This is a genomic window from Microterricola pindariensis (assembly GCF_002936985.1).
GTDB classification, from domain to species: Bacteria; Actinomycetota; Actinomycetes; order Actinomycetales; family Microbacteriaceae; genus Microterricola; species Microterricola pindariensis.
In genome coordinates this window covers 1-10,516 of record NZ_MPZN01000090.1, presented here as the reverse complement: position 1 = coordinate 10,516, position 10,516 = coordinate 1, and the positions used below count along the sequence as shown (strand labels likewise).

Annotated in this window: 10 protein-coding genes; 7 read left to right on the top strand and 3 right to left on the bottom strand. The window is 68.9% G+C overall.

The features are described from left to right. Nucleotides 1-1,596: DEAD/DEAH box helicase (locus GY24_RS16140; protein WP_104477523.1), on the bottom strand; the 1,596-nt coding region annotated here is incomplete at its 3' end. Between the two features lie 137 nt (nucleotides 1,597-1,733). Between GY24_RS16140 and GY24_RS16135 the strand changes: the two genes are divergently transcribed. After that, the gene (locus tag GY24_RS16135; protein ID WP_104477521.1) at nucleotides 1,734-2,084 is read left to right on the top strand and encodes an MmcQ/YjbR family DNA-binding protein; all 351 of its coding nucleotides are present in this window, start codon (nucleotides 1,734-1,736) and stop codon (nucleotides 2,082-2,084) included. Nucleotides 2,085-2,102: 18 nt separating this feature from the next. On the opposite strand, the gene GY24_RS16130 is transcribed toward GY24_RS16135, so the two are convergent. Next, entirely contained in the window at nucleotides 2,103-3,725 is a 1,623-nt protein-coding gene (locus tag GY24_RS16130; protein WP_104477519.1) for an ABC-F family ATP-binding cassette domain-containing protein, read from the bottom strand. Nucleotides 3,726-4,148: 423 nt separating this feature from the next. Between GY24_RS16130 and GY24_RS16125 the strand changes: the two genes are divergently transcribed. From GY24_RS16125 to GY24_RS16110, 4 genes are all read left to right on the top strand, one after another. After that, nucleotides 4,149-5,546, top strand: a complete 1,398-nt coding sequence (locus tag GY24_RS16125) for an NAD(P)-binding domain-containing protein (protein WP_104477517.1) — start codon at nucleotides 4,149-4,151, stop codon at nucleotides 5,544-5,546. 225 nt (nucleotides 5,547-5,771) lie between these two features. Then, nucleotides 5,772-6,239, top strand: a complete 468-nt coding sequence (locus tag GY24_RS16120) for a hypothetical protein (protein WP_104477515.1) — start codon at nucleotides 5,772-5,774, stop codon at nucleotides 6,237-6,239. Nucleotides 6,240-6,313: 74 nt separating this feature from the next. Next, nucleotides 6,314-7,039 (top strand): hypothetical protein, encoded by a 726-nt coding sequence (locus tag GY24_RS16115; protein ID WP_104477513.1) that lies wholly within the window; start codon nucleotides 6,314-6,316, stop codon nucleotides 7,037-7,039. A gap of 91 nt (nucleotides 7,040-7,130) precedes the next feature. Then, nucleotides 7,131-7,664 carry a nitroreductase family deazaflavin-dependent oxidoreductase gene (locus tag GY24_RS16110; protein ID WP_104477511.1) on the top strand — a complete coding sequence of 178 codons (534 nt, stop codon included), beginning with the start codon at nucleotides 7,131-7,133 and terminating at the stop codon, nucleotides 7,662-7,664. Here the strand turns inward: GY24_RS16110 and GY24_RS16105 are convergent. Continuing rightward, complete coding sequence (locus tag GY24_RS16105) at nucleotides 7,642-8,439, bottom strand: SGNH/GDSL hydrolase family protein (protein ID WP_104477509.1); 798 nt, start codon at nucleotides 8,437-8,439, stop codon at nucleotides 7,642-7,644. The two genes, GY24_RS16110 and GY24_RS16105, sit on opposite strands and share 23 nt — an antisense overlap. Before the next feature lie 497 nt (nucleotides 8,440-8,936). On the opposite strand from GY24_RS16105, the gene GY24_RS16100 reads away from it, so the two are divergent. Together GY24_RS16100 and GY24_RS16095 are read left to right on the top strand one after the other, a co-directional pair. Continuing rightward, entirely contained in the window at nucleotides 8,937-9,872 is a 936-nt protein-coding gene (locus GY24_RS16100; protein WP_193953631.1) for an aggregation-promoting factor C-terminal-like domain-containing protein, read from the top strand. 161 nt (nucleotides 9,873-10,033) lie between these two features. Then, nucleotides 10,034-10,510: a VOC family protein gene (locus tag GY24_RS16095; RefSeq protein ID WP_104477507.1), complete on the top strand. Its 477-nt coding sequence runs from the start codon at nucleotides 10,034-10,036 to the stop codon at nucleotides 10,508-10,510. The last annotated feature ends 6 nt before the right edge of the window (nucleotides 10,511-10,516 follow it).

The following is a 10,516-nucleotide window of genomic DNA, read 5'->3' as shown; positions in this document are numbered from 1 at the left end:
GGCGAGAGCGCCGACGATCTGGCGCGGCTCGACCTTGTGGCGCTTGCCGACGGCGATGCGGTACGTCGAGAGGCCCTCGTTGCTGCGCGGGCGGCGCTCCGGGCGCTCGGGGCGGTCGCTGCGATCGCGGCTGCCACCGCGGTCATCACGCGAGTAGCGGTCGTCGCGGCTGCGCTCGTCGCGCGAGCCCCGGTCGAAGCGGTCCTCGCGGTCGAAGCGCTGGGCACGCGCCTCCTCCGGCGAGAGCAGCAGCGGGGTGTCGCCCTGGGCGACGAGGGCGAGGGCCGCGGCCACATCGGCCTCCGGCACATCGTGGTGCTTGATGTAGTGGTTGACGATGTCGCGGAACTCCGCGATGCGGTCGCCCTGGCTGAGCGCCTCGGTGATGGCGCTGTCGAAGCGGGCCAGACGCGTCACGTTGACGTCGTCAACGCTCGGCAGCTGCATCTGGGTGATCTCCTGGCGCGTGGCCTTCTCAATCGAGGTGAGCATGCGGCGCTCGCGCGGGGTGACGAAGCTGATCGCCTGGCCGCTGCGGCCGGCGCGGCCGGTGCGGCCGATGCGGTGCACGTAGGACTCGGTGTCGATGGGCAGGTCGTAGTTGACGACGTGGCTGATGCGCTCGACGTCGAGGCCGCGCGCTGCGACATCCGTGGCCACCAGGATGTCGAGCTTGCCCGACTTGAGCTGGTTGACGGTGCGCTCGCGCTGCACCTGGGCGACGTCGCCGTTGATCGCGGCGGCGGAATAGCCGCGGGCGCGCAGCTTCTCGGCGAGCGTCTCGGTCTCGTTCTTGGTGCGGGTGAAGACGATCATGCCCTCGAAGTTCTCGACCTCGAGGATGCGGGTGAGCGCGTCGACCTTCTGCGGGTACGCGACCATCAGGTAGCGCTGCGTGATGTTCGCGGAGGTCGTGGTCTTGGTCTTGACCGTGATGACCTCGGGGTCCTTGAGGTACTTGCCCGAGATGCGGCGGATGCCGGCCGGCATGGTGGCCGAGAAGAGTGCGACCTGCTTCTCGTCGGGGGTGTCGGCGAGAATCGTCTCGACGTCCTCGGCGAAGCCCATCTTGAGCATCTCGTCGGCCTCGTCGAGCACGAGGAACTTCAGCTCGGAGAGGTCGAGGGTGCCCTTGGCGAGGTGGTCCATGATGCGACCGGGCGTGCCGACGACGATGTGCACGCCGCGACGGAGGGCGGAGAGCTGGACGCCGTAGCCCTGGCCGCCGTAGATCGGAAGAACGTGAACACCCTTGAGGTGTGCGGCGTACTTCTCGAACGCCTCGCAGACCTGCAGGGCGAGCTCGCGGGTCGGGGCGAGCACGAGGGCCTGCGGGGTCTTCTGCGAGACATCGAGGCGGGAGAGGATGGGCAGCGCGAACGCGGCGGTCTTGCCGGTGCCGGTCTGGGCGGTGCCGAGAACGTCGCGGCCTTCGAGAAGCGGCGGGATCGTGGCGGCCTGGATGGCGGACGGGGTCTCGTAGCCGACGTCTTTCAGGGCCTTGAGAACGAGGTCATCGAGCCCGAGCTCGGAAAAAGTAAGGGTGGGGGCGGCGGTTTCGGCCTCGCCGGGCAGAGTGGTGTCAGAAGACGTCATACCCTCAACGGTAGTCGCTCGGGCGCCACAGTTCGCACAATCATGCCCGAATCCACACTATCGGGGCAAATGCGCAGGAGCCGGGCATGCGTCGAGGGCGTGTCGTGGTGTCTGCGGCGCTCCCTAAACTGGTCCCCATGACCCCCGATGAGCTCGCCACCCTCTGCCTCGGCCTGCCCCAGGCCATCGAGACGTACCCGTTCGGCGAGAAGACGACGGTGTTCAAGACCAGCGGCAACGGAAAGATCTTCGCGTTGGGTGTTCTGGATGCCGTGCCGCTCACCCTCTCGGTCAAGGTCGACCCGGAGGAGGGCCGGGCGCTCCGCGAGGAGCACCCGAGCCACATCACACCCGGCTATCACCTGAACAAGAAGCACTGGGTGACGCTCCTGCTCGACGGCACCCTCGACGACTCCCTCGTTGAGCAGCTGGTGCGCGACAGCCACGCGCTGGTGCGCCCGACGGTGCCGCGGGCGCCGCGCGGCTAGACGGCGCCAGCTCCGGGGCTACCCGAGGTCACTGAACGAGCCATCCGCGCCGAGCTCCAGCACCCGGTCGAGGCCCAGGCGGGCCAGGAAGGCGTCGTTGTGACTGACGATCAGCAGCGCGCCGCGGTAGCTCCGCAGCGCCGCGACGAGCTGGTCGACAGTCGGCAGGTCGAGGTTGTTCGTCGGCTCGTCCAGCACCAGCAGCTGCGCAGGCGGCTCGGCGAAGAGCAGGCGGGCCAGCGCCACGCGGAACCGCTCGCCTCCGGAGAGGGTGGCAACGGGCCGGGTCACGCTGTCGCCGCGCAGCAGCAGGCGGGCCAGCCGGTTGCGGATGACCCCGACCGGTGTGCTGGGCGCGGCGGCCCGCACGTTCTCGACGGCGCTGGCGTCGGGGTCGAGGCCGTCGAGTCGCTGGCTGAGGTAGCCGACGCGCTCGGTCAGCAGGCGGCCGCCGGCGCGCCCGGCATCCGCCGGCCCGCCGCCCAGCAGGGTCTCGAGCAGCGTGGACTTGCCGACGCCGTTCGCACCGACGAGCGCCACCCGCTCCGGCCCGTGCAGGTAAATCGTGCCGCCGCTTGCTCCGTCCCGGAGTTCGGCGATGCCCTTGCCGGCCGGGACGCCGGGGTCCGGCAGCTCGAGGTGGATGCTCTCCTCGCTGCGGAGGCGGGTCGCGGCGGCATCCAGCGCGGTCTGCGCCTCATGCACCCGGTCGTCGCCCCCGCTGCGCAGCTTGCCGGCTGACACCTGGGCGTTGGACGCCTTCTGGTGCATCACGATCTTGGCGGCGCTGCGGTTGTCGTAGCTCTTCTGAGCGATGTGTGCACGCCGGGCCAGGGTGCCCTCTGCCTCGACTCGCTGCCGCTTCTCGGCCTTCAGTCGTTGCTCGGCCGAGCGCACGGACTGGGCGGCGGCGGCCTGGAGCACATCCTGGTTCTCGCGCCAGGCGCTGTACGGGCCGCCGAAGACAGCCAGCGTGCCGGCGTGCAGTTCGGCCGTCGTCTGCATCACCTCGAGCAGCGCGGTGTCGTGGCTGACCACGAGCAGCGTGCCCGGCCAGGAGGCCAGCAGGGTGCGCAGCCTCGCCCGGGCGCCGCGGTCGAGGTTGTTGCTCGGCTCGTCGAGCAGGGTCACCGCGGCGTGCCGCAGGCGGAGGCCGGTGATCGCGACCAGAATGGCCTCGCCGCCGGAGAGCTCGGTGACGCTGCGCCCCAGATCGGCCGCGGACAGCCCGATCGCCCGCAGGGCCTCGTCGGCGCGCGTCTCCAGATCCCAGTCGTCGCCGAGCACCTCGAAGTGCACCTCGGCGACGTCACCGGATTCGATGGCCCGGAGCGCCGCCAGCTTGTCGGCGACGCCGAGGAGCCCGGCCACGGTGGCCCCGGCATCCAGTGCCAGGTTCTGCGGCAGGTAGCCGATGTCGGCGGGCGCGGCGATCTGGCCCGTGCTCGGGCTGAGCTGCCGGGCGATCAGGCGCAGCAGTGTGGACTTGCCCGCGCCGTTGCCGCCGACGAGGCCGGTGCGGCCTGTGCCGAAGCTGCCGCTCAGTGCGGAGAGGGCGAGGGTGCCATCGGGCCAGCTGAACGACACGTTGTTCAGGGTGACGGATGACGGGGTGCCAGATGAGAGGTGGTTCGTAGACATACAGACTCCAGAGTGTTCAGCGGACGCGCTGAAACCGGAGCCGAGGACGGCGAATCGACGATTGTCAGCGCGCGGGGTGCGGCGCGAAACCCTCGAATGTCCTCATGTCCCTACCCTTGCCATCGGCAACAAGACCTCCCCAGTGTGCCAAATGAAGGGCAGGTGCGCAAACGCCGCGCGCGGGTATCGGCTCAGCCTGTGTGCGTACACAGGGTCGGCAAAACGCCCGATGATAGGGTCGAAATGTTGGGCCGCGTATACCTCGCGGTCATCCCATACGGCAATGGTGTTGCACACATTCTGCGACTGGCCACTGGTGACCAACAACTCACGGGGAGCAGGCCGTCCAGCCTGCCCAATTTCTGCCCGTGACAGCTCGAATTGGCAAGGACTGGCGAAGGCCACCAGGCCGGAGAGGAACATTTGCAGAAGCGCATCGCAATCATCGGAGCAGGACCCAGCGGCATGGCCCAGCTGAGGGCATTCGAATCAGCACGGGAGCAGGGGCGGGAGATCCCCGAGGTCGTCTGCTTCGAGAAGCAGGACGACTGGGGTGGCCAGTGGAACTTCAACTGGCGCACCGGCATCGACGCCCACGGTGAGCCCGTGCACTCCAGCATGTACCGCAACCTCTGGTCGAACGGGCCGAAGGAGGCCCTCGAGTTCGCCGAGTACACCTTCGACGAGCACTTCGGCCGCCCGATCAGCTCCTACCCGCCGCGCGCCGTGCTCTGGGACTACATCAACGGCCGCGCCGAGAAGAGCGATGTGAAGAAGCACGTTCGCTTCTCCACCGCCGTGCGCTGGGTGCAGTACAACGCCGAGACCGAGACGTTCACCGTCACCGTCGAGGATCTGGTCGCCCGCACCACCGAGAGCAGCGAGTTCGACCACGTCATCGTCGGCTCCGGCCACTTCTCGTTCCCCAACGTTCCAGAGTTCGCCGGCATCGAGACGTTCCCCGGTACGCTCCGCCACGCACACGACTTCCGTGGGGCAGAGAGCCTCGCCGACAAGGACGTGCTGCTGATCGGCGCCAGCTACTCCGCCGAGGACATCGGCGTGCAGGCATACAAGATGGGCGCCCGCTCGGTGACGCTGAGCTACCGCTCGCGTCCGATGGGCTTCGACTGGCCAGAAGACATGACCGAGGTACCGCTGCTCGAGCGTTTCGACGGCTCGGTGGCCCACTTCATCGACGGAACCTCGAAGCACTTCGATGCCGTCATCCTGTGTACCGGGTACCTGCACCATTACCCCTACCTGCCCAGCGATCTCTCGCTGGACTCGCCGAACAACGTGTACCCGGACACGCTCTACCGCGGCGTGGTCAGTGAGGCCAACAACAAGCTGTTCTACCTGGGCGCCCAGGACCAGTGGTTCACCTTCAACATGTTCGACGCGCAGGCGTGGTACGTGCGTGACGTGATCCTCGGCGACGCGACGCTGCCGGATGCCGCGGCACAGCGCGCCGACATCGACCGCTGGCTCGCCCGCTTCCACGCGCTCGAGAGCGCCGCGGAAGAGGTGCAGTTCCAGGCCGACTACATTCGTGACCTGATTGAGCAGAGCGACTACCCGATGTTCGACCTCGACGAGGTCGTGCGCATCTTCCTGGAATGGAAGAAGGACAAGCAGGAGAACATCCTGACGTACAGGGATGCCGTCTACCCGTCGGTGATGACCGGCACCATGGGCGCTGTGCACCACACCCCGTGGCTGCAGGAACTCGACGACAGCGCTGACCGCTACCTGGCTCACCCGAAGACCGATGTCATCAAGGTGATCGTGGACGGGCGCAACCTGCCCTCGAACGTGTAGAGACGGAACGCCTGACTGGCGGGGTCCCGGCTGAGCCGGGGCCCCGCCATTCGTGTCTGTGGATAACTTTGACGGGGCCCGGCCGCTTTGCCCTACGGTGTTCGCATGCGAACCGGGAGTGCGCCCCTGCCACTGCTCCTTGTTGCGTGCGCGCTCGCCGCGGTGGCGCTCGCCGGGTGTGCCGCTGGCCCGTTGCCTTCCCCCAAACCTGCTCCAACCCCGATCGTGACGACGGATGCCGCTGCGCCCCTCTTCGCCACAGACGAGGAGGCGCTCGCCGCAGCGGAGGAGGCGTATGCGGCGTACCTTGCTGCGAGTGACGCGATCACCGCCCAAGGCGACGGCAATCTCGATGGGATCAAGTCGCTTGTCACGCCGCGCTATTTTGCAGAAATCTCACCCGCCTTCGAACGACTCGTCCAGAAAGGCTTTCGGACGAGCGGCGGAGCCGAGTTTGACTCTCTGTCGTTGCTGAGACACGACATTCGTGCTGATGGAACAGTACTGATCCAGGTATACGTCTGCCAGGACATAACCGAGGTGAGCGTGGTCAGCGGCTCCGGAGAACTGGAGCCCATTCTCGACCGGCAAAACCGGCTGCCCCTAGTGATTTCAGTGGTCGCGGATCCAGAAGCGCCGGGAGACCTTCTTGTTGACAGGAGCGAGGTATGGGGCGGTCGCGACTTCTGCTGATCAGCGTTGGATCTGCCCTTGGGTTGATTCTGGCGACGGGGCTTGCAGGGCCGGTGGCATGGGCAGCTTGTTCCGTGGCCGAGCAGATTGAAGGCAGCTGTCCACCGGCTGTCGACGCAGGCCTCACGCCCGACGGCGTAGACCTTATCGGGCAGGGTGAGAATGTCTCCGGCGGGGGAGCCGGCGGCGAGAGCGACGGCGGCGGAGTCGCCGAACCGCCGCAGCCGCCGCAGCCACCCGATCTGGGCTCGGACGAGACTCCGAACAACGACAACGGCCTGCCGCCGGGGTGCACCGGCGCCCCGGACATCTGCGACCCGGAGCTCATAGTCACCTGGAGCGACATCGCCTCGTTCCGGGCCGCGGCGCCCCAGCTCACAATGGAACCGGATGGCTGGGCGGTGCGGGGGCTTCCGACGAACTTTGTCGCGACGGCATCCGTCGAGGTCATCGCCGGGAGCCTGTTGGGGTTCCCCGCCGAGGTGCGGTTCACACCGGTTGGCTTCGCCTGGGACTACGGCGACGGTGCGACCGGGTACAGCGCCAGCGGTGGAAGCAGCTGGGGCGCCGCCGCATTCAGCGAGACCGCCACCAGCCACATCTACACGACCCGGGGAGACTTCTCGGCGCGCGTCGCGGTCGAGCTCTCGGCCGAGTATCGATTCGGTGGGGGAGGCTGGCGGCCCATCTCCGGCACCATCCGCCTCGCGGCCTCCGCCACTCCGGTCTCGGTGAAGTCGGCCACGACGGTGCTCGTCGCCGGCAGCTGCGTCGCACGTCCATCAGATCCGGGCTGCTGACCGGCCGGGCGGCGACAGGGCGGCAGGGCGGCAGGGCGGCGTCCATGCCACGAGCCTTCCGCTCGGAGCCGCCGCCGGGCAGAATGCCTGCATGGCTTCCGTTGTGCAGATCGTCCGCGGTGTCGTCGCACCGCTCACCCACACGCGGGTGTTTCGGTGGGCAGCGCCCACGGTGCTGCCCGTGCTGGAGCGGGTCGTCACCCGGCTGAGCGGCGGGCGTGTGCAGCTGAGCGGCCTGCTCGTGCCGTCACTCGTGCTGCACACCGTCGGCGCGAAGTCCGGCGCGGTGCGCGACACCGAGCTGATGTACACACCAGACGGCCGGGGGAGCGCGCTCGTCGCGGGCACGAGCTTCGCCCGCGACAAGCATCCCGCGTGGAGCTACAACCTGCTCGCGCACCCGGATGCCGCCATCACGGTGCGCGGGCGCCGGATGCCCGTTCGCGCCGAACTCCTCCGCGGGGAGGAGCGCGAGGCCGCGTGGCGGCTGATCGAGGCCCAGTGGCCGGGCTACCGCGGCTACGAGCGTGAGTCGGGGCGGGCGGTGCGGCTGTTCCGGCTGCGGCTGCAGCCAGCCGGCATCCGCCCGCCCGGTGCTGCTGCTACGGGTGGGGCTGCCCGCTGATCGTCTCCGCGAGCCCCGCGGCGATTCGCTCGGCCAGGTACTCCGCCCAGAGCGCGTAGCCCGTGGCCGATGGATGGAAGCGATCCTCGGCGAAGAAGTCCGCGCCGAGCTCCATCTCCCGCTTGCTGAAGGGGATGAAGAGCACACCCAGCTCACCGCAGACCAGGGCGGAACGGGCGTCGATGCGCTGCGCCCGGCGTGCGAGGTAGGGGCGGAGCGGGCTGCGCAGGGCGGGGAACCGCGAGAACGGGGGAACGCCGGTGAGAACGACGAGGGTCGCAGGGCCAGCACCCGCGTGCCGCAGGCCGCTGATCAGGGCGCGCAGCTGTTCCTCCCATTCGGCGGTGCTGCGCCCGCCGATCACGTCGTTGGCCCCGGCGGCGATCACGGCGACGTCGGCGGCGAACGCGCCAGGATCGGAGCCGTGCACCGCGGGCAGCAGGCGGTGGCGGATGCGACGGATGGTCGCGCCATTCTGCCCGACAACCTGCCAGTGCACGCCCCGCCCCGTGCGGGCGGCCAGCGCATTGGCGAGGCGTCCACTGAGCGCCACGTCCTGAGTCGGCGCACCAACGCCCGCCGCGGTCGATTCACCGATCACCCGGAGGCGGAGCGGTGCGAGCGCCGGCCCCGCGGCGGCTGCAACGACACCCTGCTGGGGCCCGCCGGCATCCGGCAGCCTCGGCATCGTGCGGATGAGCGCCCAGCCCTGCGCGGCGGCCGGAATCAGCTGAATGGCGTCGAGCACGCGGTGCCGGAGATTGTGCGGGCTCATCGGGCGCCCGCCGGCCGCCGATGGGCAGTATGGGCGTGTACCGATCGGTCGCACCTCAAGGTTTCATCAATTCCGCGCGCAGCCCCTCGGGATCCGATGATGCGGGGTGCGGGTGGGCGGCCCGTCGAGCCGATTTCGGTTCGGAGTCGGGTGGCTGCGGCCGGCCGGGGCATGACAGCGAGGCGCAGGGGAGAAGCGTGCGCAGCCAAAGTGCCGGTCAAGGCTGCTTTTTCGGATCGTGCGCTGGCGATCGCGTGCGCGGCGAGGCGAGTCATCTGGCCAGAATAGCGGGCGGGCACAGTGCACGGAGGCGGGGCCGCGCAGGGCATCGAAGGCGGCAAAATCTCCGAAAATCATTCGGAGGACATTCCCAGATGATGAGGATGACTCGTGCAGGGTGCGTGTGCATACTGGCAACTTCGCCCGGGGCCCTGCCTGGGACGTCGATCAAGAGCCGCTCTTTGCACGATCGCGAGTGGTTCGCCCCTGTGAAAGACATGCTGAACTCAAACTCATCAACGAATAGCCCAGACCAGCCCGCGCTCGATGCCGGGGTCACCCGCTCCCAGCTTCGGAACCGTCGCCGGGGCCGCAAGAAGCTCCTCCTCCTCGCGGGAGCAGTCGTCGCCGTCGGCGCCATGGCCGGCACAGGCTTCGTGGTGCAGACGTCGGTCGTCGCGCAGAACGAGCGCGACGCCGCCTCGGCCACGATGACCGCCGCGACCGGATTCGCCGCCGACCAGCTGGCCGCGTACTCCACGGTTGCCAACGCGAACGCCGCGAGCACCGCGTCCGCCACGATCGATGAGGCCAACCTCGTGATCGCCGCCGCCGCAGGCAAGACGGATGCCGGCGACCTCGCCTCCTCCGTTGCCGCCCTCTCCAACTTTGAGCTGCTGACTCCCAGCCGCGTGTTCAAACTCGTGGACACCACCAAGGGCAAGAGCGCCGGCGTTCAGGCGGCGACTGCCGAGGTCGACCGCGTCGCTGCAGAGCAGCAGGCTGCCGCAGAGGCGGCCGCCGCTGCCGCTGCCGCCGCAGCACAGGCTCAGGCCGACGCCGAGGCCGCCGCGCAGGAGTCCAGCTCGTCGAACTCGGGCGGCTCCCGGCCCTCCGCGCCGTCTGACCCGAGCGGCGCCCAGGCGATCGCACGCGACCTGATGGCGTCTCAGTACGGCTGGGGCGAGGATCAGTTCGGCTGCCTCGTCGCCCTCTGGAACAAGGAGTCCGGCTGGAACATCAACGCCTACAACGCCTCGAGCGGTGCCGCCGGCATTCCGCAGGCGCTCCCCGGCAGCAAGATGGCCTCAGCTGGCGCTGACTGGCAGACGAACCCGGCGACCCAGATCACCTGGGGCCTCGGCTACATCTCTGGGCGCTACGGCACCCCGTGCGGCGCCTGGGACACCTCGGAATCGCAGGGCTGGTACTAAGCGGCATCCGCCCACCCGGCATACGCCGCCCCGCATGGCTCGCAGAATCTTCTGCGCGGCCGAGCGGGGCGGCGTAGCCTGTTTAACGGTCCTGTGACCGTTCCTGCGGGGCTGTCAGCGCCAGCCCTGCACGCAGGGCCATCACACCGAGGTGAAGAGCTATGAACTCGATCAAACCGTGCCTGTGGTTCGACAGCCAGGCCGAGGACGCCGCCAACTTCTACGTCGCGCTCTTCGCGAATGCGCGCATCCTGAATGTGTCGCGCTACGGCGAGGGCGGCCCGATGCCGGCCGGCACGGCACTCGCCGTCGAGTTCGAGCTCGACGGCCTGTCGATGCAGGCGATCAACGGTGCGCCGGCGCCCGCGTTCAGCGAGGCCGTCTCGCTCTCGGTGAGCGCTCCGACGCAAGCAGACATCGACCGCCTGTGGGGCGCGCTCACCGCCGACGGGGGAGCGCCGGGCCGGTGTGGCTGGCTCACCGACAAGTTCGGCGTGTCCTGGCAGATTGTGCCGCCGCGTCTGGGTGAGCTGCTCTCCGACCCGGACCCGGCCAAGGCGGGGCGCGCGATGCAGGCGATGCTCACCATGACGAAGCTCGACATCGCTGCCTTGGAAGCCGCCTACAACGGCGAGTAGTCGGCC

What these genes read in the sequence shown, in the direction of transcription:
- GY24_RS16105 (WP_104477509.1), bottom strand. Translation starts at nt 8,439, where the DNA reads ATGAGCCCGCACAATCTCCGGCACCGCGTGCTCGACGCCATTCAGCTG.
- GY24_RS16095 (WP_104477507.1), top strand. Translation starts at nt 10,034, where the DNA reads ATGAACTCGATCAAACCGTGCCTGTGGTTCGACAGCCAGGCCGAGGAC.
- GY24_RS16130 (WP_104477519.1), bottom strand. Translation starts at nt 3,725, where the DNA reads ATGTCTACGAACCACCTCTCATCTGGCACCCCGTCATCCGTCACCCTG.
- GY24_RS16110 (WP_104477511.1), top strand. Translation starts at nt 7,131, where the DNA reads ATGGCTTCCGTTGTGCAGATCGTCCGCGGTGTCGTCGCACCGCTCACC.
- GY24_RS16100 (WP_193953631.1), top strand. Translation starts at nt 8,937, where the DNA reads ATGCTGAACTCAAACTCATCAACGAATAGCCCAGACCAGCCCGCGCTC.
- GY24_RS16135 (WP_104477521.1), top strand. Translation starts at nt 1,734, where the DNA reads ATGACCCCCGATGAGCTCGCCACCCTCTGCCTCGGCCTGCCCCAGGCC.